The sequence below is a fragment of the Mucilaginibacter tolerans genome (assembly GCF_030519375.1).
GTDB lineage: Bacteria > Bacteroidota > Bacteroidia > Sphingobacteriales > Sphingobacteriaceae > Mucilaginibacter.
Map to the genome: position 1 here is coordinate 93,245 of NZ_JAUMKB010000006.1, position 25,765 is coordinate 119,009.

23 protein-coding genes are annotated in these 25,765 nt (G+C 42.7%); 13 read left to right on the plus strand and 10 right to left on the minus strand.

Features of this window, described 5'->3' with window-relative positions:
• Positions 1–541 precede the first annotated feature (541 nt).
• The 6 genes from ettA to Q3A68_RS10380 all read left to right on the plus strand — a co-directional run bounded on the left by ettA (position 542) and on the right by Q3A68_RS10380 (position 5,693).
• Positions 542–2,224: an energy-dependent translational throttle protein EttA gene (gene ettA / locus Q3A68_RS10355; protein ID WP_302901008.1), complete on the plus strand. Its 1,683-nt coding sequence runs from the start codon at positions 542–544 to the stop codon at positions 2,222–2,224.
• A gap of 100 nt (positions 2,225–2,324) precedes the next feature.
• Positions 2,325–2,828: a hypothetical protein gene (locus Q3A68_RS10360; protein ID WP_302901009.1), complete on the plus strand. Its 504-nt coding sequence runs from the start codon at positions 2,325–2,327 to the stop codon at positions 2,826–2,828.
• 264 nt (positions 2,829–3,092) lie between these two features.
• Positions 3,093–3,566 (plus strand): ribonuclease H-like YkuK family protein, encoded by a 474-nt coding sequence (locus tag Q3A68_RS10365; RefSeq protein ID WP_302901010.1) that lies wholly within the window; start codon positions 3,093–3,095, stop codon positions 3,564–3,566.
• A 63-nt stretch (positions 3,567–3,629) separates the two neighbouring features.
• Positions 3,630–4,466 (plus strand): sulfurtransferase, encoded by an 837-nt coding sequence (locus Q3A68_RS10370; protein ID WP_302901011.1) that lies wholly within the window; start codon positions 3,630–3,632, stop codon positions 4,464–4,466.
• A gap of 230 nt (positions 4,467–4,696) precedes the next feature.
• On the plus strand, positions 4,697–5,173 hold the full coding sequence (locus Q3A68_RS10375) for a GNAT family N-acetyltransferase (protein WP_302901012.1): 477 nt from the start codon (positions 4,697–4,699) through the stop codon (positions 5,171–5,173).
• A 40-nt stretch (positions 5,174–5,213) separates the two neighbouring features.
• Positions 5,214–5,693: an SRPBCC family protein gene (locus Q3A68_RS10380; protein WP_302901013.1), complete on the plus strand. Its 480-nt coding sequence runs from the start codon at positions 5,214–5,216 to the stop codon at positions 5,691–5,693.
• A 135-nt stretch (positions 5,694–5,828) separates the two neighbouring features.
• On the opposite strand, the gene Q3A68_RS10385 is transcribed toward Q3A68_RS10380, so the two are convergent.
• The 5 genes from Q3A68_RS10385 to mnmL all read right to left on the minus strand — a co-directional run bounded on the left by Q3A68_RS10385 (position 5,829) and on the right by mnmL (position 12,415).
• Positions 5,829–7,958: a tetratricopeptide repeat protein gene (locus Q3A68_RS10385; protein WP_302901014.1), complete on the minus strand. Its 2,130-nt coding sequence runs from the start codon at positions 7,956–7,958 to the stop codon at positions 5,829–5,831.
• Positions 7,959–7,974: 16 nt separating this feature from the next.
• Positions 7,975–8,826 (minus strand): hypothetical protein, encoded by an 852-nt coding sequence (locus Q3A68_RS10390; protein WP_302901015.1) that lies wholly within the window; start codon positions 8,824–8,826, stop codon positions 7,975–7,977.
• Between the two features lie 3 nt (positions 8,827–8,829).
• The gene (locus tag Q3A68_RS10395; RefSeq protein WP_302901016.1) at positions 8,830–10,140 is read right to left on the minus strand and encodes an acetylxylan esterase; all 1,311 of its coding nucleotides are present in this window, start codon (positions 10,138–10,140) and stop codon (positions 8,830–8,832) included.
• A 50-nt stretch (positions 10,141–10,190) separates the two neighbouring features.
• The gene (locus Q3A68_RS10400) at positions 10,191–11,393 is read right to left on the minus strand and encodes an acyltransferase family protein (protein ID WP_302901017.1); all 1,203 of its coding nucleotides are present in this window, start codon (positions 11,391–11,393) and stop codon (positions 10,191–10,193) included.
• A 77-nt stretch (positions 11,394–11,470) separates the two neighbouring features.
• Positions 11,471–12,415 (minus strand): tRNA modification radical SAM protein MnmL/YtqA, encoded by a 945-nt coding sequence (mnmL, locus tag Q3A68_RS10405; protein WP_302901018.1) that lies wholly within the window; start codon positions 12,413–12,415, stop codon positions 11,471–11,473.
• A 212-nt stretch (positions 12,416–12,627) separates the two neighbouring features.
• Here mnmL and Q3A68_RS10410 point away from each other — a divergent pair, with 212 nt between their 5' ends.
• From Q3A68_RS10410 to Q3A68_RS10430, 5 genes are all read left to right on the plus strand, one after another.
• Positions 12,628–12,972 carry a hypothetical protein gene (locus Q3A68_RS10410; protein WP_302901019.1) on the plus strand — a complete coding sequence of 115 codons (345 nt, stop codon included), beginning with the start codon at positions 12,628–12,630 and terminating at the stop codon, positions 12,970–12,972.
• Positions 12,973–13,239: 267 nt separating this feature from the next.
• The gene (locus tag Q3A68_RS10415) at positions 13,240–13,392 is read left to right on the plus strand and encodes a hypothetical protein (protein WP_302901020.1); all 153 of its coding nucleotides are present in this window, start codon (positions 13,240–13,242) and stop codon (positions 13,390–13,392) included.
• Between the two features lie 168 nt (positions 13,393–13,560).
• The gene (locus tag Q3A68_RS10420; protein ID WP_302901021.1) at positions 13,561–13,818 is read left to right on the plus strand and encodes a hypothetical protein; all 258 of its coding nucleotides are present in this window, start codon (positions 13,561–13,563) and stop codon (positions 13,816–13,818) included.
• A gap of 152 nt (positions 13,819–13,970) precedes the next feature.
• On the plus strand, positions 13,971–14,318 hold the full coding sequence (locus tag Q3A68_RS10425) for a hypothetical protein (protein ID WP_302901022.1): 348 nt from the start codon (positions 13,971–13,973) through the stop codon (positions 14,316–14,318).
• Between the two features lie 89 nt (positions 14,319–14,407).
• Positions 14,408–17,785 carry a methylmalonyl-CoA mutase family protein gene (locus Q3A68_RS10430; protein ID WP_302901023.1) on the plus strand — a complete coding sequence of 1,126 codons (3,378 nt, stop codon included), beginning with the start codon at positions 14,408–14,410 and terminating at the stop codon, positions 17,783–17,785.
• A gap of 50 nt (positions 17,786–17,835) precedes the next feature.
• Here Q3A68_RS10430 and Q3A68_RS10435 read toward each other — a convergent pair whose 3' ends face one another.
• On the minus strand, positions 17,836–18,261 hold the full coding sequence (locus Q3A68_RS10435; protein WP_302901024.1) for an antibiotic biosynthesis monooxygenase family protein: 426 nt from the start codon (positions 18,259–18,261) through the stop codon (positions 17,836–17,838).
• Between the two features lie 279 nt (positions 18,262–18,540).
• On the opposite strand from Q3A68_RS10435, the gene Q3A68_RS10440 reads away from it, so the two are divergent.
• Positions 18,541–18,939, plus strand: a complete 399-nt coding sequence (locus tag Q3A68_RS10440; protein WP_302901025.1) for a hypothetical protein — start codon at positions 18,541–18,543, stop codon at positions 18,937–18,939.
• A 75-nt stretch (positions 18,940–19,014) separates the two neighbouring features.
• Here the strand turns inward: Q3A68_RS10440 and Q3A68_RS10445 are convergent, their stop codons facing one another.
• The 4 genes from Q3A68_RS10445 to Q3A68_RS10460 all read right to left on the minus strand — a co-directional run bounded on the left by Q3A68_RS10445 (position 19,015) and on the right by Q3A68_RS10460 (position 23,617).
• Positions 19,015–19,827: an enoyl-ACP reductase FabI gene (locus Q3A68_RS10445; RefSeq protein WP_302901026.1), complete on the minus strand. Its 813-nt coding sequence runs from the start codon at positions 19,825–19,827 to the stop codon at positions 19,015–19,017.
• A 110-nt stretch (positions 19,828–19,937) separates the two neighbouring features.
• A complete protein-coding gene (gene recN, locus Q3A68_RS10450) occupies positions 19,938–21,611 on the minus strand; it encodes a DNA repair protein RecN (protein WP_302901027.1) in 1,674 nt (557 codons plus the stop codon).
• Positions 21,612–21,732: 121 nt separating this feature from the next.
• On the minus strand, positions 21,733–23,055 hold the full coding sequence (locus Q3A68_RS10455; RefSeq protein ID WP_302901028.1) for a TonB family protein: 1,323 nt from the start codon (positions 23,053–23,055) through the stop codon (positions 21,733–21,735).
• Positions 23,048–23,617, minus strand: a complete 570-nt coding sequence (locus tag Q3A68_RS10460) for an RNA polymerase sigma factor (protein ID WP_302901029.1) — start codon at positions 23,615–23,617, stop codon at positions 23,048–23,050. Before Q3A68_RS10460 ends, Q3A68_RS10455 begins: the two co-directional genes overlap by 8 nt.
• 80 nt (positions 23,618–23,697) lie before the next feature.
• Here Q3A68_RS10460 and Q3A68_RS10465 point away from each other — a divergent pair, with 80 nt between their 5' ends.
• Positions 23,698–25,701, plus strand: a complete 2,004-nt coding sequence (locus Q3A68_RS10465; protein ID WP_302901030.1) for a vWA domain-containing protein — start codon at positions 23,698–23,700, stop codon at positions 25,699–25,701.
• Positions 25,702–25,765: the final 64 nt, after the last annotated feature.

The following is a 25,765-nucleotide window of genomic DNA, read 5'->3' on the forward strand; positions in this document are numbered from 1 at the left end:
CCTTTAGTATAAAGAACAGCTAAAAACAAGAAATTTCGTCACACAATGTCTGCCATTTAGGCATCCATCTATTTTCACTATCCCAATCTTGTATTTTCTTTATACGTGCCCTATTCAAAAATGATCTTTATTTTATCAAATATCTTCACCTATTTTTCAAGTTTTCCACAAGAATATAGCTTTAAACCTATTCAATGGCCTATCCCGTCAAATCAAACTCAAAAACCGAGGCTTTATTACATAGACGATAACCAGGTTTAGAATGTTACATTCCTGCAGTTGATTAAGTTGAGTGAGAGAGAGGTTGATTAAATTCTGAAAAGATAACTCAATCAATTTATTCAACTGAATCAACCTAATCAACAAATTGCTAAATCCACTACAAATGAATTGCTATTATATCAAATTTAAGCATATTTGTGACCCCGAAGAAATTTAATTAATGATTTAGTGAATTATTAGATGGCTGAATATCTTTTCACATTTGATAACCACTTTAAAATCACTAATTCACTAACTCAATCATTCACAAATTAAAAATATGGCAGACGAAAAGATCATTTTTTCAATGGCCGGAGTGAGCAAGATATATCCTCCGCAAAAACAGGTTTTAAAGAATATCTATTTATCATTTTTTTATGGTGCCAAGATCGGCGTGATCGGTCTAAACGGTTCTGGTAAATCTTCTTTGTTAAAGATTATAGCCGGGCTGGATAAATCATTCCAGGGCGAAGTGGTGTTTTCGCCGGGATATACGGTAGGTTATTTGGCCCAGGAACCGGAGCTTGATCCGAATAAAACGGTTAGAGAAGTCGTAGAAGAAGGCGTGGCTGAGATCACCGCTATATTAAAAGAATACGAAGACATCAATGAAAAATTTGGTCTGGAAGAAGTTTACAGCGATCCGGATGCAATGGATAAGCTGATGGCTCGCCAGGGTGAATTGCAGGATAAGATCGACGCCGTGAATGCCTGGGAATTGGACTCTAAGCTCGAAAGGGCAATGGACGCGCTGCGTTGTCCGGAGCCGGATACCAAAATAGCCGTACTATCAGGTGGCGAGCGCCGCCGTGTGGCCATGTGCCGACTGCTTTTGCAGGAGCCCGATGTGTTGTTATTAGATGAGCCAACCAACCACCTGGATGCCGAGTCAATAGACTGGCTGGAGCAGCACTTAAAACAATATAAAGGAACCGTTATAGCCGTAACGCACGACCGTTATTTCTTGGACAACGTTGCCGGATGGATTTTAGAGCTTGATCGCGGTGAAGGTATTCCGTGGAAAGGCAATTATTCATCATGGCTGGATCAGAAGGCGAAACGTCTGGCCCAGGAAGAAAAGACGGAGAGCAAACGCCAGAAAACTTTGGAGCGCGAGCTGGAATGGGTACGGATGGCGCCAAAAGCACGTCAGGCTAAAGGCAAGGCGCGTTTATCAAACTATGAGAAACTGGCTTCTGAAGAAACTAAGGAACGCGAAGAAAAACTGGAGTTATTTATTCCACCCGGACCACGTTTGGGTAATGTGGTAATAGAGGCCAACGGCGTCAGCAAGGCGTACGGTGATAGGGTGTTGTTCGAAAACCTGAGTTTCTCGCTGCCGCCTGCGGGTATCGTAGGTATCATTGGGCCAAACGGTGCAGGTAAAACAACTTTGTTCCGATTGATCACAGGCCAGGAAAAACCGGATGCGGGTACTTTCCGTGTTGGAGAAACGGTTGCACTTGGTTATGTTGACCAATTGCATGATGACCTTGACCAGAATAAATCCGTTTGGGAAAACATTACCGGCGGGTTGGATAACATCCTTGTAGGTAATAAACCGCTCAACTCAAGGGCTTATGTATCCAAATTCAATTTTAACGGTGCCGATCAGCAGAAAAAAGTTGGCATACTGTCTGGTGGCGAACGCAACCGTGTACACCTGGCTATCACACTGAAAAAAGGGTCAAATGTATTATTGCTCGATGAGCCGACCAACGATATAGACGTGAACACCTTACGTTCTCTGGAAGAAGCCCTGGAAAATTTTGGCGGCTGCGCCGTGATCATCAGCCACGACCGATGGTTCCTGGATCGTGTTTGTACACACATCCTGGCATTTGAAGGAAACTCGCAGGTTTACTTCTTTGAAGGTGATTATACCGCATACGAAGAAAACCGCAAAAAACGAGTGGGAGATGTGACGCCGCATAGGATAAAATATAAGAAGTTGGTGGGTTGATGTGCAGATGTGTAAATAATAAGATCATCTTGAAGGTTTGACAACTTTTGGAAAGTTGTCAAACCTTCATTGAAATAACCTAACCTTACCACAAAAAATCATGAATCTGTCGGAAAGAAACATTGACATCGAAATAACTGATGATCTAATAAAATGCAACCAGGAAGATCCATTCGGTTGGTCAGAATGGAATATTAGGCTGTTAGAAGACAGACTAATATTCAGCAAAAAACGTAAAGAAACCGTTTTCTTAATTTACGATGTAAAGGAATTTGAATTCGAAATGGAAGGCGGCGACACCCGAAAATTTCCACACACTCACGACAGGGCCGTTGCTTATGTAGTGCTTAAAAGCGATCCGGACCCTCAGGATTTTTTTTCGTTTAATGCATGGCAGGAAGAGTATGCGCTTTCGAGCAAAACCAAAACGTATGAGTTTTGCAATGAGATCATGAAATTCATCAGTTCGAAATATAGTATCCCCTATTCCTATAAAATCTCAATTGAGACAAAAAAGAAAAATAATCGGCTTGGGTTAATTATAGTAATTATCATTCTTCAGGTATTAGCAATGATGCTTGTCGTTTATACTCATAGAAAATAATCTCCTCAAATACCCCAGAGTTTAATTTAAAGGTTATAAGAAAAGCTACCTGTTCGGGTGGCTTTTCTTATTTAATATCATCTATAGCCAAAGTCAGCATGTATTTAATCTTACAGAAATAACCTATATTTGAATAACAACCTGTTGATAATTAGCAGACTGTTAACAAATAAATGACAACCGCTTAACGTTTATATGAGAGCTTATCGCTTATTTTTATAGACCTGAAACACAGGTCAGTTAAAATTAACCTAAAAAAATTTTATGACCTGGAGAAAATTTAGCGGCGAAATCATTCATTCGCCAATCCTCGAAGAAGTAGAACTAGCCATTGAACGAGAGAGTCTGCTGGGTAACAAACTGAAGGTTTGCATTGGTACCGACTCGCAGGTAAAAGGCAATGTCACCGATTTTGCAACTGTAATCGTATTCCTTCGCGAAGGCCGCGGCGGCTTTATGTTCATCCACCAGGAACGTACCGGGCAAAAGATGAGCATCAAAGAGCGTATGCTTAGCGAGGTACAAAAATCCATCGACATTGCTTATAAACTGTGCGACTTGCTGGATCTGTATGATGTTGACCTGGAAGTTCATGCTGACATCAATACCAACCCAATGTTCAAATCAAACCAGGCTTTGCACGAAGCTATGGGTTACATTCTGAGCATGGGTTTTGTATTCAAGGCAAAACCTGAAGCCTTTGCCAGCTCGTACTGTGCCAATAAAATAGTGCAGTAAGGCCGGTAAAATAGTTGCATTTGGCGGCGCATTTATATCTTTGAAGATATAAATACAGATACCATGTCGCCATTAATTGAGATTGAAGAACTAAGGTCTGAAAAAGGCCCTATCATACTTATCGACGCTCGTGCCGGGGCTGATGCCCGTCAGCGTTATGATGCAGGTCACCTGGAAGGCGCACAATTTGCCGACCTTGATAAAGATCTCGCCCTCCTGCCACAAGACGCCGCCAACGGCGGACGCCACCCTTTGCCTCCTATTGAAAACTTTGCTAAAAAATTAGGCGGGTGGGGAATAACACCCGATAGCCATGTTGTAGTTTATGACGATAAAGCTGCTGCTTTTGGCGGTGCGAGGCTTTGGTGGATGCTGCGTGCCATTGGCCATAAAAAAGTGCAGGTATTGAATGGTGGTTTAAAAGCGGCTGTTGATGCGGGCTTGCCTTTGAGCACCGAGCCTTATGCAATATCCGCTGTTGCTCCGTACCCGGTACCAGCAAATTTTGCGGGGACAGTAGATATCGAAGAAACCGGTAAGGCTGCAAAAGAGCGCCACAAAATGGTGATTGACGTGCGGGAAACACCGCGTTACCTGGGACAAATGGAACCTATCGACCTGATCGCGGGGCATATTCCGGGAGCGGAGAATTTGCCTTATACGCTTAACCTGGATGAGAAGGGAAAATACAAGTCGCCGGAAGAATTAGAGGCCGCCTATACGAAATTATTGGGTGATGTTAAACCGGATGATGTGATCGTTCATTGTGGTTCGGGAGTTACTGCCTGTCATACCTTATTGGGGATGGAGTATGCGGGCATCAAAGGCCCAAAAATGTATGTAGGCTCGTGGAGCGAGTGGTCGAGAAGGGATTTACCAATAGCGACTGATCAAAAATAAATTAAACACCTGTAACTTTCTTACCCTTTTTTTGCTTGCAATAGAGAGGGTGGTCGAGCGAAGCAATGACCGGGTGAGTCGACTATACAAGCTGCATTGACACTGATTTACTCACCCCAACTACGCTGCGCTGGTCGACCCTCCCTTCCGTTAAACGGAAAAGAGGAAGAAGAAATCCGTTTTTCTTAGTTTAATGACATTGCAGATATGGCACAGATTTTTATAAAATAATGGAGCAGATCATCACCCGTGCAGCAACACTTTCCGATCTTGACATCTTACTGGAGTTTGAGCAGGGAATAATTCGAACCGAGCGCCCGTTTGACCCAACCTTAAAGGATGGGCACATCAATTATTATGATATTGCGGCAATGATCGGAGCGCCCCATGTTGAAGTGGTGGTAGCCGAATTGGATTCGGAGGTCATCGGCAGCGGGTATGCGCGTATTGAGGATTCGAAGGTCTACGTAAAACATCCAAAGCACGCTTATCTGGGCTTTATGTATGTAAAACCTGAATATCGGGGAAAAGGCGTGAACAAAAAGGTAATAGCCGCATTGCAGTACTGGGCAACGAAGCAGGGAATAACCGAATTCAGGCTGGATGTTTATGATGACAATCTGCCCGCGGTGAAGGCTTATGAAAAAATAGGTTTCAAAAAACATTTGATCGAAATGCGGATGGAACTGCCTGGCAACGATCAATAACCTCAAAAACCATATTCCGCAAGATACCGTTAGTCCTATTGTGAAAAGCTATACCCTCAAATACGAAACTTTTATTCCAACCACATTGGATCAGGCTTGGGATTTCTTCACTTCGCCACTAAATCTGGTGAAGATCACTCCGCCCGATATGAATTTTGTTGTCACCTCTGAGTATAATGATAAGGATAAAGTATACCCAGGAATGATCATTACTTATTTTGTTTCGCCATTGTTTGGAATAAAGCTGAGATGGATGACGGAGATCACTCACGTAAAAGAAAAAGAATATTTTGTAGACGAGCAGCGCTTTGGCCCCTATGCTTTATGGCATCATCAACATCATTTTAAACAGGTGGAAGGTGGGATAATGATGACAGATATCGTTAATTATGCCATTCCGTATGGATTTATTGGGCGAATAGCGAACAGCCTTTTTGTTAAGAAAAAACTTAAGAATGTGTTTAGTTTTCGGGAAGCGACGATTGGGATTTTGTTTGGAGCAACATCAGCTTCTAAATAACTTTGTCATTGCGAACGTAGTGCGGCAATCGCGAACAGTGCATGCCCCCTATGCATTTTCGCCCTGTATAGTATACGATTGCTTCTTCAGCGCTTAGGCCGTTCATCGCAATGACACAACGGACAATCTTCGGAATTAATGACAATACTTCTTCAACGCATCTGCAGCAGCTTTTGAACCGAGCTGCAGGGCTTTATTCATATCAGCACAAGCTCCGGTATTATCTCTGCCAACTTTTGCCAGTCCGCGGTTAAGGTATGGCGATGGGTCCTGTGGGTCTAAAGCAATGGCGGAGTCGTAATCCTTTATAGCTCCGGAGGCATCTTTCAAGTTGAATTTCGCCTGTCCCCGCAGATTGAAAAAGTCTTCATTTTTAGGGTCGATACGCATAACTTCGCCGAAATCAGCATTGGCGCGTTCGGCATCGTTCAGGTAGCTTTCGGCAAGCCCGCGATAGGCGAAAACTTTGGTATTGGTGACGTCAATATATAACGCGCTGTTATAGTCATCAATTGCGCCTTCATAGTTCTTAAGGGCCACACGTACATTCCCGCGTACAAAATAAGCCTCGCCATCTTCCTCCTTACTGATTTTTATAGCCTGGTTAATATCTTTCAGCGCACCGTCATAGTCTCCCCTGGCCAGTTTGGCATTTCCGCGATTATAATAAGCCGAACCAGAGGCAGTATCCAAACGCATAGCTGTATCATAATCGGCAATCGCCTCATTAATGTTACCCAGGTTCTGTTTAGCTACGCCACGTTCTACATAAAAATCGGCGTTTTTGGGATGGGTTTTGATCAATTTGTCATATAGGTCCAGAGCCTCTTTGTAAAACTTAGCGTCGATCAGAATTTTACCCAATTCCACATATAAACGTTGGAATCTTGAGTTGAGCCCGATCATTTCTTTCGTATCCGCCAAAGCGCCTTTCCTGTCGCCAAGTTTTATCCTGCCCTTAATTCGTCGCAGGTAATATTCAGCATTTGATGCGCCGAGCTCTATCATTTTGTTATAATCAGCCATCGCAGCATTATAATCCTTAAGCGAGTATTTCATATCGCCGCGAATGGCATAGGCATAGTCATTTTTCGGAGCTACTTCAACCGCCTTATTCAGGTCGGTCATGGCACCGGTTGTGTCGTGCTGTGCTGCCTTTGCCCGTGCAAGCGTGATGTAGGCATAACTGTTTTTAGAGTCTAACTCTATTGCTTTATTTGCATCATCGGTTGCTCCTGTATATTCTTTTAAGCCCAACCTGGCGTCGGCACGACTTTGGAACGCATCCGAGTTTTTAGGGTCGAGCTCGATAGCTTTATCAAATTCGGTGATGGCCTCCCTTTTCCGGTTCATATTGCTTTTTACCAGGCCATCATAAATGTATAACTCAGCATTGTTGGGGTCTTTCTTTATCTGATTACCGAAATAATCCAGTGCTTCTTGTTCGTTGTCATCGTTAGCCAATGCATTTGCCAGGTACTTATATACGTTTGGCATTTTCGAATCCATTTCGATGGTCTTCTTATAATCAGCAATGGCAGCTTTATAATTACCAAGATTACCCTCTGCATTGCCCCGATAAAACACCGCATGTGCATTTTTAGGATCAAGACTGAGTGATGTGTTGTAATCTTCAATCGCACCTTTAAAATCCCCTATATTACCTTTTGAATTGGCGCGGTAATAGATCAGTTCTGCATTTTTCGGATCAACCTTTGCCGCCTTATCATAATCAAGAATAGCCTCTTTATCCTGGTGTAAATTGGCTTTGGCAACTCCGCGGTATTCATATAACTGAGGGTCATTCGGGGCGATTTCCATTGCTTTGGTAAAGTCTTCCACTGCACCGCTATAATCACCCAGGTTAGATTTGGCATTAGCACGATAATGGTACATATCCGCATTTCGCGAACTCATGGAGATTGCCTTATCAAAATCAGCAATGGCGCCTTTGTACTCTTTTATCGCATTTTTTGCGTTAGCGCGATAGAACCAAGCGTCGGTGTTGTTTGGGTCGATCTCTATAGTTTTGGTATAGTCTGCAATGGCAGCACTATTATCATCAATATTTCCTTCGGCGTTGCCACGATAAAAATAGGCCTTTGACGCCCTGTCATTTAACTGAACGGCTTTGGTAAAGTCGGCAATAGCACCTTTGTAATCTTTATGATTGCTTTTCTCGTTACCTGATTGTATAAACTTATCAGCCGTTTGCGCCAAACAGTAAAAAGGTAAAAGAAATAATATGATGAGTAACCTGGTCATTGTTAATGTTTATGTCTTAAAACGGCCTCAGAACCAGCGAAACCGTGCCACTTGCACCGTCGCCCGTATTGCGTCCGTTTATAAATTTACCTCCGGTTAAAAATATAGAGAATTCCCTGCTAAATGAATGTCCATAGCTAAGTGAAACCTGATTGAATGAAAAATCTTTGTTGGCGTACTGGATATACGAAAACTTCTTGTTAGTACTGGTTGAATAAAATCCGCCCAGCGAAACTGAAATCTGATTCTTGAATTGTTTATCCAGATTCAAACCAAATGTGCCGCTATATCTATCCTGGAATGGGCCAGTACTACCGATATATTGCCTGAAACCATTTTCAAGCGAAAAGTATCCAGTGGTTCCCAGCATCTTCATACTTCCTGAAAACATTAGTTTCAACTCACCACCGGTTAACCCATAGCCTAAGCTTGGATTATTTACATATAAGGGCGTAATAACTGTACCTTGAACCATAAAATAAAAGCGGTAGTCGATGTTTGCTGCATACCAGCGTATACCGGTCTCCAGATCGGCCAACCCGGATGCTGAAGCTTTGTAACCGGTTTGCTCAAAGGTGTTGGTTACATATGGAAGCTGGGCGACTATCGTAAAACGTCTGCTCAAGCCATATTCAGCATATAACTGGTAAGTAACAGACGAGAAATGACCATTGTTAGGGAAAGAAGCCAGATGCCCAACCGAATCCCATGCCTTATTCGCATAAAAATAACTTATCGATGGCGATAGCAGCAAACTATGCGGCCTTACCGGGAAACCACCAGCGTAACTGTTGTTGCGTAATGCTCCAATCAACATAAATGCGATCAACAGCGGCTTCAATTGTATCTGTGTAAATTTCTTTGTCATATTTTAAAATAATGCAAAGGCGTCGCGCATCCACCTGCCTTCTAATTCTTTGTACTTCGGACTGATTTCGTGTGACAAATCCTTAAAGATCATTATGCGTTTCCTGCCGGGGATTAGGTTATACGTTGCAAACTCGTTATTTGGCGGTGCAAACGGGTCGAGCAAACCGATACCCATTATAAAAGGGCATTTCACATTTACCGCGAAGTTTCTGCCGTCAAAATAATCAAGATTGTGTAATACTTTTTCCAAGGTCAGCCCAGGCTGTGTTGCGGCATATTTTTTAAAGCTGGTGATGGGCCAGTCAACCTCACCTACCAGTCCCCGTATATCGCACAAGATTGGATTTTGAGCCGATGATAGGCTTACACGGCTATCCACTCCAGCAAGAGCTATAGCCAGGTAGCCACCCATACTACCACCAGTTGCCAGGATATTATCGTGCCTCAAATTTGGCTGACTATAGATAAAATCAACGCAGCGAACGCAATCCATTATCACGCCACGCATAACGTATTTCTCTCTGTTTTCAATGCGATATGTGAGAAACTCATCACGACGAGTATCTATCTCACCGCGACTGGTGCCCTGCCCCCGTGTGTTAAGAGTAATGATCGCCAGGTCCTGATCCATACCAACCATTGGTGCCAAATCGACCTGGTACCCGGGCAGGCCTAATAGTACCGCAAATTTCCGGCTCTTATTTTTTGTCTTCGGTATTGTCAGGTAGCCTTTAATCAGGTAGTTATCCAGCGAGCGCATCTGTATCTCAAATACCTCGCGGTTCTCGGTATTCATTTTTGGCAATGGAGTAACTTTAAAATCAGGCTTTACTTTGGCAAGTTCATCTTTTGTTTTTTGCCAGAACTCATCAAAATCAGCAGGGCGTGAGTAAACAGATTGAATTTCTTTTGCCCTGATACCGAAAGCGCGACGGGTGGTATCATCATAATCACTTACGTTGATCATGAAATTGATCTTGTAAAAGCCGGTTTGTAGGTCGGGGATACTGAAATCATAGCTTTCAGAACTATTTCTGCCAATCTTCACATTGATCTTTTTCGAAGTTACCTTTTCGCCTTTTTCGGTAGTCACCAGATACGAGACCGAACCGGTCTGCTCATTGTCCAATGTGTTTTTTACAGAAAAGGTGAACGACGCTGTTCCACTAAAAAGACCATCGCCATCGTGAATTTTGACTTCGGTGCTTACCTCACCACCCACCCGGAATTTTACTCCGCTGGCAACTGCCTTATTAAAGGCAAGCAGGGAAAGCAATCCGCAAATGATAACTAAAAATCTACCTTTTTTCACTGTCAATATTTTTATTCCTAAGAAAGTATTTAAAAATAAAGTATATATTATTATACCGTTGGTTTATTTATAAGAAAATTTGATTTTCGTATGTAGTGGTTCAAAGGTTCTTCAATAAACTTAAATAATAGTACTGAAATACAGTTTAATACGATAAAAGCATACAACAGGTTTAAACTATCGTTTTCAAATGGCGAATGCCAGTCTACGGCCCATTGATCGTATAATGCAAACACCTGGTCGTTAAGCCAATTAAAAGTATGATGTATCATGCTATACATATATCCCAGGTGCACCAGGTAAAATATGTATGAGCTTTTACCCAGCAGCTCAACAAAAGGGTTTGCCAAGACTTTTTTAAGATTGCTGCCTTCGGTGATCAATCCGTAAAAAAACATCGCGATAAATACCGGCAGCACATAATTGTTGGTGATAATACCAAGCGGATTGTGCAAACCAGCAGACCAGCCCATTGGAATAGTGTATCTTGACATCGCTGCTATGCAGGCAAAAATCCCTGCAAAACCCAGGTAAGTAAATCTGATATTGTTGGTGCGCTCCACCCCGTGCTGGCGAACAAATAATGCCAGTTTGATACCCACAAAAAACTCGAAGCAACGGCCAAAATAAGTATACAGCGTCATGAAGGTGAAGTTGCCAAAGAACCCATACCAATCTACATTACGGAATATAAGCACCATCAAAAAGCCGAAACCGGTAACGGAAAGTATTTGCAGGTAGAACTTGTTATATTTTTTAATGATAAAGAATGCAATAGGCGCCGAAAAGTAAAAGCATTCCTCAACCGTAAGTGACCATCCCGGCCCGATACCTGTAAAATTCAAGTCGTAGAAAAAGCCGCGCACAAAAGTGATGTGCATAAAGAACAAGCCGATTGCACTCGGGAATTTACCCACAATTGCGGGCTCACGGGTAAAGAAATAGTATATGAATGCGCCTCCTGTCAGCAAAAAATACATCGGATAAATACGTGCCACACGGTTTTTAAGGTATTGTTTGAACCAATCACCGGTGAGGTGAAAATTATCAAAATACCGGAAAGCGATCAGGAAACCCGAAAGCACAAAGAAGATGGTTACCCCGATATGAAACTCGTTAAAAAAACGCTGAAATGCGTGCGGCATACCGCCATCAAAAATATACGCGTAATGCGAAATAAAAACAAGGTAGGCAGCTAGTGCACGTACGCCCGTTAAGGCCGGAATATAATTTTTCAGGTCGATGCGCGGCAAAACTTTTTATTTGTTTTTAACGGGGCTTTTGGCCCCAAAGTTTTGATAACATGCTAAAATAAAGCATTATTATTGAATTATATAAAGGCCGAGCCTTGTATAATACCGCGATCGGAAATGGTTTTATCGATATAGTGCTGAATCTCAGACTTCTTCAATCCCCAATTGGGCGCAATTAATAATTCCATATCTGAGAGGCCGAACAACCGTTGTATCACCACTTCCGGGCGGACAAGCGGCAATAATTCGCATAAGAAATCGGTATATTCCGGCAAACTGAACAGTTTGAAAGGCTCCCGTTTATACTTTACCCCCATTACCGAGCCTTCAACAATGTGCAGGTGATGGAACTTAACAAATTTGATCTGCGGGTGGCGGTTGATCTCATCTGCGTATTTTAGCATCATCTCCTTAGTTTCCCATGGGAAACCAAATATGGTATGCACGCAAACATCAAGCGGACTGTTCTCAACCAACTTCAAGGCATTCATTAAATCCTCATGTGTGCAGCCCCGGTTGATCTGGGAAAGTGTGTCATTATAAATAGACTCCATACCCATTTCCAAATCCACATCAAAGCGGTCGGTATAGCTTTCGAGCAGGGCAATTTTTTCGGCATCTATACAATCAGGGCGGGTCCCGACAGATAATCCTACAATATCTTCTGTATGATAGCTCAGGGCCTCATCATACAACATCTTCAGGTAGTGAGCCGGAGCATAGGTATTGGTATTCGGTTGAAAGTAGATGATGAATTTATCAGCCTTATTGCCTTTGCGGGCCCGCTCAACGCCCTGTATTACCTGCTCGCGGACCGAGGGATTATTACGGGATACCGAAGGTGTAAACGAATCGACGTTACAATAAGTACAGCCACCATAGCCTTTTGAGCCATCGCGATTAGGGCAAGTGAAACCACCGTCAACAATTACTTTGAACACTCGCTGCCCTTTGTATTTTTCGCGCAGCCACGCACCATAGTTGTTGTATCCCTTTATTCCCTGCTGTAATGCTGATTCCACTGTACTTTGATTACACCGATGTGCTTATGATTTCACCGATTGGGCAAAGATACAATTTTGGGATTACACCGAACGCTGCTTGATTGCAAGGATCGCACACTTAAGTAGTTTTACTTACGGTTGATACGCAAAAAATACCGTTAAAAAACGATTGTGGCGCACAATTATTTAATCCACCTTTGACTCATTCAAAAACCTAAATATTAAAAACAATGACAACGTACACTACAAGAGTTGAATTGGTTAACCCCGATCCGGATGATTACGAATTGCTGCACCAGGAAATGCGCGACAAGGAATTTTATCGTGCCATAAATTTTTGCGGAGTTTGGCATGATCTGCCTACGGCAGAATACGACCGCACTTCGGCCGCACTATTATCACAAATTTACAGCGACGCCGGAGCAGCTGCACAGGCTGTAATTAACAACAAGCCTGTAAATAATAAACAGGAGAAAAAGGATTACTATCTGCTGGTTACCGAAGCAGTAGAAAGGGCTTATACATTACCTCATACCACTGATGTTGCCAAACTACCTCCCGGAGCAAGTCTTTAATTTAGTGCATCAGCTCATGTGACAAGAGTTGATTGTATCCATCAGTGGACATGCCGCAGAAATAAAAACCACGCCACTTTTTTGAGAATTCGAAGTCCGAAACGTAATTAACTATTGCATAATTATTTAAATTAAAATTAAATTAGATATCAATAAAGTCGCATCAGGGCATAGTTTTAATGCGTGTATAGGCAATTAACCAAAATGTTAACCTTTTAAATTTTTTAGTTATGCCTACCACAAAAAATCCCGAAAGTACAAGGGAAAATGAAAACTCAAGAAGAATGGGAGGACAAACATCTTCAGGTTCATCGGGTAACAGCAGTCGCCAAAAAAGTACTGAAAAAAGCGACCAAAACAGGCAACAGGGTAATCAAAACTCAAGGAGCCACCGGTGAAATGGTTAAGAAACAGCAGTGATGCTGTATAACAGTATGGATCATTAGATCCAAAACGGGACCTGTAATTTACAGATCCCGTTTTTTGTTACTGATTGTCAGCTTTTAGCCTGCGAAGTGACCCCATCGGCCAAACATTTTCTTTACCTTTTGGTTAAACACATATTACAAAACATTAATAATCAACACTATGAAAAATCACATTAAAGTATCATTCCTTGTAGCGGCTGTATGTTTTTCGGTAGCGGCGTGTAAAGGAAACAGTTCAAGCTCAAGTTCTGATTCGACCAAAAGCGTAGATTCATCTACTACTAAAGTAAGCACAGTAGACACTACCAAAAAAGACACGGCAATGAAAATGGGCGCCGACACCTCGAAAAAAGTAGACACCGTAAAGAAGAGCACGGTTACGACTGAAAAGAAAAAGACTACTAAGAAGACGGAATAAGATAGTTTTACAATCTTTTTTGACAGAGGCAGGCATAGTCCTGCCTCTGTCTTGTCACCTCATACCACCCATAAATAATATCGCCATAACCGGTCATATTATCAATAATTAACGGTACATTACTTTTTGTTTAAATTCCAGATTTTACAACCATGGAAAATTTCACAACGAGAGTAGAATTACTCAATCCTGATGAAGGTGACTATGACTTACTGCATCATGAAATGCATGAAGCATTGTTTTATAGAGCCATTAATCATCTGGGTACATGGCATGATCTGCCCGCTGACGAATATGATTGTTTATCGGATTTAACGACCACTTTTATTTACAACCTCGCTTATACCACAGCACAAGCTGTAATTGATATTAAACCGGTCAACGATCAGCATCAGTTAAAAGATTTCTGGATCATTGTCACAAAGGCCGACGGGGACAGGGTATATAAACTTCCCAAAACAACCGAAATATCCAAACTGCCTCCGGGTGAAATACTTTAGCTTTTCCATATTCGCACATTTGCGCATCCAATATTATGCAAGCATAGCTTTTAACTATTTTGCTTAGCTTTGTGGTATAAACACCGCAAATGGAAACCATTGCACCCTACCATTCTAAAAATAAGATACGTTTTGTAACTGCTGCCTCTCTGTTCGACGGGCATGATGCGACTATCAATATTATGAGGCGCATTTTACAGTCGTCGGGGGCTGAGGTGATCCACCTGGGTCATAACCGTTCGGTGGATGAGGTAGTGAATTGTGCTATTCAGGAAGATGTGCAGGGTATTGCGTTAACCTCTTATCAGGGCGGCCACATGGAATATTTCAAATACATGTACGATCTGCTGAAAGAGCGCGGTGCGGGGCATATCAAAATATTTGGCGGTGGCGGCGGTGTGATATTACCCGAAGAAATAACGGAGCTTCAGAACTACGGTATAGCACGCATTTACTCGCCAGACGACGGTCGCAGGATGGGTTTGCAGGGCATGATCAACGACATGCTGCAACAATGCGATTTTCAGACGGTAGCTAAACTCAATGGTGAGTTAAAACATTTACCGGAGAAAGATGCGAAAGCAATTGCGTCGCTGATCACACTAGCCGAAAATCAGCCTGAACAGTTTGCGAAGGTGAGTGGCTCGGAGAGCAAGGCGTTCGGGATTCCTGTTCTGGGCATTACCGGAACGGGCGGAGCAGGTAAGTCATCATTAGTAGATGAGTTTGTTAGACGTTTTCTGATGGAGACGGATAAAACGCTGGCTATTATTTCTGTAGACCCTTCTAAACGGAAAACAGGGGGGGCGCTATTGGGTGATCGCATCCGTATGAACTCCATTAATAATCCACGAGTATATATGCGTTCGCTGGCTACACGGCAGGCTAACCTTGCCTTGTCCAAATATGTCCAGGAATCGATCGACATATGCAAAACTGCGGGCTTTGACCTGATCATTGTAGAAACATCGGGTATCGGTCAGTCGGACACCATGATCACCGATTATTGCGACCTGTCGCTATATGTAATGACGCCGGAGTTCGGTGCCGCAACACAGTTGGAGAAAATCGACATGCTCGATTTTGCCGACATCGTTGCATTGAACAAATTTGATAAACGCGGTGCTTTGGATGCCTTACGTGATGTGCGCAAACAATACAAACGCAATCACCATTTATTTGAGGCGAATGATGAAGATCTGCCTGTGTTCGGCACCATGGCATCCCAGTTTAATGATCCGGGTATGAACAACTTGTTCGAAGCCCTAATGCGAACCGTTAAAGCCAAAACAGGTGTCGATTTTATAGGTAAAAAATATGATGTAGCCGCACTTCACTGGGGTGAATCGGAAAAGATATTTATTATTCCTCCTGACCGTACGCGTTATCTTGCTGAGATTGTAGAAAGCAGCCAGGCCTATGGTGACTGGGTGAACGAGCAGTGTAAGATTGCTCAGCAGATGTACCAGGTGAGCGGGACGATAGGATTATTAAATGAATCTTCGTCAGAGACGCAAAGCATTGCGTCTCTACAAGATATTTACAAACACCTTGAAGGCCATTTGCATCCTGAATGCAAACGATTATTGAATGAATGGCCGGAAACGGTAAAAAAATATAAGGCTGATGATCTGATATACAAAGTCCGGGACAAGGAGATACGTCAGCCACTCCATTACACTTCGCTTTCGCAACTAAAGGTACCGAAGATAGCCCTGCCGCGTTATCAGGCATGGGGCGATATCCTGCGCTGGCTACTGACCGAGAATGTGCCGGGAGAATTCCCCTACACGGCAGGGGTGTTTCCGGTGAAGCGCGAAGGGGAAGACCCAACCCGTATGTTTGCCGGCGAGGGTGGTCCGGAGCGTACCAACAAACGTTTCCATTATGTTTCATTGGGGCAACCTGCGCACAGGTTATCAACTGCGTTTGATTCAGTTACCCTTTATGGCGAAGACCCGCATACCCGGCCCGACATTTACGGAAAGATCGGCAACTCGGGTGTAAGCATTGCAACCCTGGATGATGCGAAGAAACTTTATAGCGGTTTTGACCTGTGCCATTCATCCACTTCGGTATCCATGACCATCAATGGCCCTGCACCAATGTTGCTGGGATATTTTATGAATGCAGCGATCGACCAGCAGTGTGAAAAATACATCCATGAACACAAACTGGAGCATTTGATGGAAGCGAAGTTTAAAGAATTGTATGATGATAAGCGGATTGCGAGGCCAAACTATTCTGGTGAGACTCTTCCAAAAGGCAATAATGGATTAGGGCTTATGCTGCTTGGCCTTACCGGCGACCAGGTTTTACCTGCTGATGTGTATGAAAAAATAAGGGCCAAAGCTATTGCCACCGTTCGGGGAACCGTGCAGGCGGATATATTGAAAGAAGACCAGGCACAAAACACCTGCATTTTTTCTACGGAGTTCGCCTTGAGGATGATGGGTGATATTCAGCAATATTTTATAAATAACAAGGTGCGGAATTTTTATTCTGTATCTATTTCTGGTTACCATATTGCAGAGGCTGGTGCCAACCCTATTACACAGCTAGCTTTTACCCTCTCCAACGGATTTACCTATGTAGAATATTACCTGAGCCGGGGTATGCACATTGATGATTTCGCGCCAAACCTTTCATTTTTCTTCTCCAACGGGATCGATCCGGAATATTCAGTGATCGGCCGGGTTGCGCGCAGGCTCTGGGCAAAGGCTATCAAGAACAAATACAAGGGCAACGACCGTTCGCAGAAATTAAAATATCATATTCAAACCAGCGGCCGCTCACTGCATGCACAGGAGATCGACTTTAATGATATCCGCACCACTTTGCAAGCTTTGTATGCCATTTATGATAATTGCAACTCGTTGCATACTAACGCTTATGATGAAGCCATCACTACCCCAACGGAAGAATCTGTACGCAGAGCAATGGCGATACAGTTGATCATCAACCGGGAGCTGGGATTAGCCAAAAATGAAAACCCGCTGCAAGGATCATTTATTATTGAAGAACTGACCGACCTGGTGGAAGAAGCTGTACTAGCCGAGTTTAAGCGAATAAATGATCGTGGTGGCGTATTAGGCGCAATGGAGACTATGTACCAGCGCGGTAAGATACAGGAAGAATCATTGTATTATGAAACTCTGAAGCACACGGGTGAATATCCCATTGTCGGTGTAAATACCTTCCTTAATAAGAAGGGCTCGCCGACTATTACTCCCTCTGAAGTGATCCGTGCGACTGAAGAGGAAAAGCAGTTCCAGATATCGGCTTTAGAAGCTTTCCAAAAACGCAATGCTGACAGAACTCCTGCTTTGTTAAAAGAATTGCAGGCAAAAGCCATTGCCGGAGGGAATATTTTCGAAAGCCTGATGGAGGTGTGTAAATACTGCTCGCTCGGGCAGATATCTCATGCTTTGTATGAGGTGGGAGGGCAGTATAGGAGGAATATGTAATCAATGAATATTTACGAAGCTTTGAAAACTTCGTAAATCTCATCCATAGTTTATTCCACCATCCTTTTATAAACACCCCGCTCCATCTGAATATGCAATCGTTTTATAAGCGCTTGCATATCAAAGCCTTGTTGTTTGTAATATTCCGTTACTGATGTGCGCGCGTTTTGAAATGCTTCCTCGCTGGCCCATGTGGCAACGGTTACTATGCGCAATTCATTTCCGTCGTCTTCTTCATAAGCATTATCTCCTACAAAACCGGGTAATGCTTTAATAAATTTGCGGTTGATGTTTGCCCTTTCTAAAAATTCTGATTTGGCCGCCCTTGGCATAACAAAACGGTCGATTAGTATTACTTCCATTTTTGATTTTTTACTTTGTGAACTATTGTCGGGAGACACTTTATTTTGTGCTTGTGCTGCTAAAGCAGTTACGGAGAACAAAAGCAACATCCCAGCCTGACAAATCTTTCTCATCTTTTTGTGATTTGATGATCCAAAATTACCTACCAGGCAAAAGTCGGAATTGTAAAAAATCATTGAATTACAGATTCTGCATTGTAATCTACATTTTACACCCGGGTACTTCCCCAGGTGTTACAAAAATCTATAGTGTATCGTTTTTACCGGGAAAAGCTGTAATAATCATATTAGAAGGAGCGTTTAAATGTTAATGTTAATAAACTTAAAAAATTAATCCAAAGCATTAAACCTTTTTCGCGTATTTTGGTCTTAATAATAGAAAACACAAGTCTTATGAAAAAACTCTTATCTATTTTATGCTGTGCAGTAGTGTTATTGTCAGTATCCTCGTGTACCAAGCAGTATATTACCCCTAATCCGAACAAAACCATATATGCTGATGTTGCAACTTCCGATTGGGCCGCTTATAGCGACGGTAAATCGTATTATGTGCCTATCAGTGTCGCAGAATTGGATGACGCGTCGGTAAAGTACGATGGTGTTGTGGTGTCAGTTTCTTATGACGGCGGGAAAACGTATGAGCAATTGCCTGAGGTGTATAACGACCTCTCATACAGCTTTACCTACAATACAAATAATGTGACTATTTACGCACAAACCTCGGCGGGAACTTTGCCATTAGCTGCACCGGATGCTATTAAAGTAAAAATAGTATTGGTGTATTCTAACTGATTGGACCGGGGTTAAAAAAAATAAAGGTGTACTGGATTGCGGTACACCTTTTTTATTGGATATTTTAAAGTTTTTTTACTTCTCCATTTGCTCAATCACTGACTGGGTCACACCGGTGAAAGAGAAACCACCGTCGTGGAACAGGTTCTGCATAGTAACCATTTTGGTGAGATCAGAGAATAGCGTAACGCAATAATCCGCACACTGATCGGCACTAGCATTACCAAGCGGGCTCATTTTTTCAGCATAATTAATAAAACCATCGAAGCCCTTTACTCCCGAACCTGCAGTAGTGCGGGTTGGCGACTGCGATACGGTATTGATACGCACTTTCTTTTTAGTGCCGTAATAGTAACCGAAGTTGCGCGCAATACTTTCCAACACAGCTTTATTATCCGCCATATCATTATAATCAGGGAATACTCTTTGTGCTGCAATATAACTCAATGCTACCACTGATCCCCATTCGTTGATGGAATCATGCTTTAGTGCTATTTGCAACATCCGGTGTAAGCTCAGCGCTGAAATATCGAAACCCTTGTGAGTAAACTCGTAGTTATTTTCGTAGTAGGGTAGGTTTTTGCGCACATTCACACTCATGCCTATAGAGTGCAGAATAAAATCAACGCCACCTCCAAAATGTTCAATCGTTTTGGTGAACAGGTTTTCCAGGTCATCATTGCTGGTTACATCAGCACCAATAACCGGTGCACTGCATTCGGCAGCAAGGTTGTTCAATTCGCCCATACGCAGGGCAAGAGGTGAGTTTGACAGAACGATCTGCGCACCTTCTTCGTGGCAGCGCTGAGCTACTTTCCATGCGATGGATTGCTCATTCAGCGCACCGAATATGATACCCTTTTTGCCTTTTAATAAGTTATAAGCCATAATGTGGTTGATTTTTATTGAGCGGTAAAGTTATAATTATATTTACGAATTACGATTTACGAATTTAGATTGCCTCTTGACGAAAATCTTGATTCGTAAATATAAATTCATCAATTCCCCAACAATTCCCTTGCATTTTGCAGCGCACTTTCACCGGGTCTGTCGCCGCTTAGCATCTTGGCAATTTCAACTACACGTTCCTGCTCATCCAACTGACGGATACGGGTATAGGTAGTAGCACTTTCGTCGTCTTTGTAAACAAAGTAGTGGCTTTGCCCTTTGCTGGCTATTTGTGGTAAATGGGTGATAGAGATCACCTGTAAGTTTCCAGCCAGGCGCTCCATGATCTGTCCAACCTTGTTAGCTACCTCACCAGAAATTCCTGTATCGATCTCATCAAAAATAATGGTTGGCAGGGCAGTATATCTGGCAATCAATGATTTGATAGACAACATCAGTCGGGAAAGCTCTCCACCTGATGCTACTTTGCTCATTTCAGCTATAGCATGGCCTTTATTAGCGGAAAACAGGAAGCGCACCTGGTCAAAGCCATCCTGTCCTAAATGAGAATCCCCGCCTTTAGCAGGCAGGGGGCTTAATTCTATTTTTAACACCGAATTAGCCATCCCCATTTCGGCTAAAGCTTGTGTCACCTGTTCTTGAATGTCTGGAACGGCTTTGGAACGATTAGCAGATAACTGCGCTGCCAGCTTTTCCAGCTCTTGTTTTTCGGCAGCCATTTGTTTTTGCAGTTTTTCAATTTCCTGATCGCCAAAAAGGGCTTGTTGTATTTTTTCGGATAGCTCGTCCTGCAACTGCCGCAATTCGGCATTAGTACTTAACCGGTGTTTCTTTTGCAGATTATATATTAAGCTCAATCGCTCGTTGATCTCAACCACACGTGCCTCATCGGTATGAGTGCGTTGCTCAATATTCTCAACTTCTGAAGCGATGTCTTTTAGTTCGATTAACGAACTTTTCAGCCTTTCATGCAACTCAGCTATCTGCGGATTGAACTTTTCTAAGGATGACAAATGATGACCCGCCTCGCGCAGTTGTAATAAAGCCGAAGTCTCGCCTTCCTGCATTAAATAATAAGCGCCTAATAAATTCCTTTTGATTTCTTCTGCATTATTGAGGGTATAAAGCTCTTGCTCCAGCTTTTCCTGTTCATCCTCAACTAAATTGGCTTTCTCGAGCTCATCAAACTGAAACTGGTAATAATCAAGATCAGATTTGGCTTTATCGTTTTCGCTGATCAGTTGTTGCAACTTAGCAACAGACTTTCTATAGGCACGGTACTTAAACCGGTAATCGTTTAATAAATCATCATGACCTGATACCGCATCCACCACCAGCAATTGAAAATCCGGGTCATTTATCTCCAGCGTGGCATGCTGCGAATGGATATCGATCAGTTTTTCTCCCAGCTGCTTAAGTATGGTCAGGTTTACCGGAGTATCGTTGACAAAAGCCCTTGACTTGCCATCGGCGGTGATTTCTCTTCTGAGGATGGTTTCTGCTTCGTAATCCAGCTCATTTTCCTCAAAGAAATTTTTAAGGTGAAACCCCTTAATGCTGAATGCCCCCTCTATCACACATTTCTTCTGCTGATTAAAAAAATACCTGCTTTCAGCACGCTGGCCAAGTATCAGCGAAAGCGCTCCAAGTATGATCGACTTACCCGCACCGGTTTCGCCGGTCAGAATATTTAATCCCTTATCAAAGCTGATTTCCAGATTATCAATTAAGGCGTAGTTGCTAATACTGAGCTTTTGAAGCATAAAAATGGTGTTCCTTCCAGGATGCTAAAATATGGTTTTTAGTTGATCGGGTTATCAAACTGGTGAAAAGGAATCGCACTTTCCCTTTTAAATCCTTTGCCATTAAAACTGAAGATGAACATCAATGAAATTTTACCGTCACTGTAACCTCTTTGGGTTTACCATCGGCATTACCTGCCCAGGGCGGGCCGGTACTTATCAGCGAAATAGCTTTCTTATCGGCATCATCACCCAAGCTTTTTACTACCTTAAATTGGCTAAGGGTGCCATCTGACGCAACGGTAAATGAAACTTTTACCTTTCCGCTTTTTCCATCCGATAGCTGCCCGTTTTTCTCTAAATAGTCATTGAAGGACTTCCAGCCATCGCGGGGATGAGCTTCCTGAGCTAAACTATTGTTCTCAGCTTCCTTGACAACAACCACTTCGGCTAATGCACTACCTGTAGGGTCAAGACTGATTCGCATAGAGTCCTGGTCGGCCTTTACCTTTTTACCACTATAACCAATATAGTTTACCGAAATGGTTTGACCTTTAGGAACATCCTGCAGTGTAAATCTCCCGTTAGCATCGGTAACTGCTCCAAAATTACGTCCCTGAACTTTCACCGTTGCTCCGGTAAGTGGCAATCCGCCATCGCCGACTACTGTGCCGGTGACTGTATAGTTGTCATTGGGATTCACCCTTACCCCCTCAGCACGACTTTGTAATAAAGTTGGCGTAGGCGGCAGGCTCTTGGGTTTAAACGCAGATGCATTGCCCGCTTTTTTCTTAGATATATCACCAACCAATATGTCATTAGCGCCCAATGAATCCTTTTTAGGGCTCAGGTAACCGTATTCATATCCTTTATCTGCATTGGGTGATGGTTCAGCAGTAGCAGGTGCAGCTTTTGCTTTTGCTACTGATAAGTCAGAAGTTACAGGGGGAGCCTCCTTTAGCTCCACCTCATCAGCTTGCATGGTTGCATTTGACTTTGCTTCAACCTCTTTGTCTGCAATTACTTTTTTAGCTTGCGTTTGGGTTATCGCCTTATTTTCTTCGGTTCTCAGTGTATCTGCCGTAATTGTTGCATTTGAAGCGGCCGGCGTTTCCTTTTTTTCAGGAGCTAGGTTTTGAGCCACTACCCGCTTTGCTTCACTTTGACCATTCCGGTTGATAAAAAACCAAATACCTGCACCTAATATTACGATGATCGACGCAGCAGCAGATAATGGTATCCACGGAATAATTTTTCTCGTTTTCTTTTCAGTACGCTGATGTAAGCGATTGGCGAGTTCGGTCAGGCTGGCTTTCTGGTTACCGGGAGTTTGTTCAAAGCCTTCCATTGCATCAGCCAGGAAGGGATCGTCCAGAGCACGGCGTTCCAGCTCGTGCATGGCACGGGTGTTAAGCTCCCCGTTAAGGTACTTTCTTATCTGAATTATGTCGTCCGCTCTATCCACTACTTCTCTCCAAACATATTTTCAGGTTACGCTTCCCGTTCTGGATGTAACTTTTCACGTCATTCAAAGTAAAACCGGTTATTTCGGCTATTTCTTTGTAGCATTTCTCCTTTAAATAAAACAAATCGATACTTTGTTTCTGTACCGGGTTTAATTTTTCCATGCACCGCTCCAAAGCTTTCATTGCTTCTTCTCTGTTGCTTTCTTCAGGATGCAAAAGGGGTGTAAATTCCATAACCTCTTCCAAAGAAATTTCTTCAACCCGTTTTCCGGCCCTCAATTTCATCAGGCAGTGGTTTCGGCTCAGAACATAAACCCAACTTCTGAATTGTTTTATCTCGTGTTGTTTTACTTTTATAACCAGTTCTTCAAAAATGCCCATTACGGCATCTTTGGCATCTTCTTCATCCTTCAGGTATTTTAAGCAAACACCGTATATTAAAGATACATATTGTTCAAACAATTTACCCAATACTGCCACATCACCGCTTTCGCGGTAATTATTCAGTTGCGCTTCGTCGTCAGTATCGTTGGTTTTAACTGGTTTGCTAAAAAAGCTCATTTCAGACCGGCAAAATAAAATTTTTCATCCGCTTATGGAAATGTGAATTCTGCTGCATCTTATGAATAAAATCAACGATTATGAACAGGATCATATTACTTATTTTGACAATTTCATGTATCGCATCAATTAGCAGAGGCGATATACGACCCATACACGGAACTATTTATGATGCAACCGACAAATCTCCCATCATTGGGGCGATGTTAAAAGTTGAAGGTACATCGATAGCAACACAAAGCGATGCTCATGGCAGATATACTATAAAGGCCGATGAAGGAAAAACGCTTATTATTTCTTACATAGGCTATCAGACAAAACGAATAAAGATAGACTCTATTAAGAATAACAAAAGGATTGGTAACGACGCCTCCATTAGAATCGATATCTATCTGCAGCCCGCAACAAGCCAATTAAATGAAGTGGTGGTATCCGGATACGGAGTAAAGCATTCCAGGAGAACATTAGGGTATTCAACAGATAAAGTCACCAGCAAAGATTTGAACAAATCTTCAGGATATGTTGCTACCCAACTTTCCGGTAAAGTTTATGGCCTTTCTGTTGGTCCTGCCCCACAAGGTACCCCACCAGTCAATAGCAATATCAATACAAACAGCTACGGCTTCGCCGCACAAACAAATGATGAGCGCTATAAACCAATAACTGAAAATGCATTTTTAAGTGCGAAAGACAACCCCTTGTCTACTTTCTCAATTGACGTTGATGAAGCTTCTTACAGTAATGTACGGCGTTTTATAAACAACGGCCAGTTGCCCCCGGTTGATGCTGTACGGATAGAAGAAATGATCAATTATTTTAAATATGATCTTTCCGGTCCTTCTGACAACAGTCCTGTAGCGATACATACCGAGCTCTCATCGGCACCATGGAATCCTAAACATCGTTTACTCAGGATCGGGCTGAAAGCAAAGACAATTGATATGAATAAGCTACCGCCCTCAAACCTGGTTTTTCTACTGGATGTTTCAGGCTCAATGGGCGAGGCGAACAAACTGCCGCTTGTAAAAGCATCAATGAAAATGCTGGTCGATCAGTTACGTCCCGTGGATAAGGTTGCAATAGTGGTTTATTCGGGGCAAGCGGGGTTAAAACTGGCTGCTACTGCAGGGGATAAAAAAACCGAAATAAAAGATGCTATCGATGCCTTAGAGGCAGGGGGCTCAACAGCAGGTGGAGAAGGAATTAAACTGGCCTATAAAATAGCCCGCGAAAACTTCATAAAGAATGGCAATAACCGGATAATAATGGCTACAGACGGTGATTTTAACGTAGGTGACTCCAGCGATGGTGATATGGAAACATTAATTACCCGCGAACGCAGCAGCAATGTACCGATTACGATCATGGGGTTTGGAATGGGCAACCTGAAAGACAGCAAGATGGAAATACTTGCCGATAAAGGAAACGGGAACTATGCTTACATCGATAATTTGACCGAAGCGCGGAAAACACTTATCACAGAATATGGTGGCACCATGTTTATGATAGCTAAAGACGTGAAACTCCAAATTGAGTTCAATCCTGGAAAGGTCCAATCGTATCGTTTGCTTGGATATGAGGACAGATTATTAAACAAGGAAGACTTTAACAACGATAAGAAAGATGCAGGCGACATGGGATCGGGCCATACCGTTACCGCCTTTTATGAGATCATACCTGGGGGTGTAAAAGATGAATATAACTCAAGCGTGGATGCTTTGAAATATCAAAAGCTAAAAGAAAACTCGTCAGCAAACTCTTATTCAGACGAATTAATGACCATTAAATTCAGGTACAAACACCCTGATTCTAATTTAAGTAAATTAAATGTAGTAACGGTGCCAGACAAGCCGTTAGATTTTAATAATACTAGTAATGATTTCAGGTTTGCATCTGCCGTTGCAGAGTTTGGAATGCTGTTAAGGGGATCGGAATATAAACAAAAAGGAAGCTTCGACCAGGCCATCAAGATAGCGAAGGGAGCGAAGGGAAAAGATGATGATGGCTATAGGTCGGAGTTTATACGCCTTGCTGAAAGTGCAAAATCACTAGCCACAAATGGACAACTGGTCACCGAAGAATAACCCGCGCACTCATTAATTAAATTGAACATAGCCTAAACCTATCTATCCATCGCAGGGCCGGGTG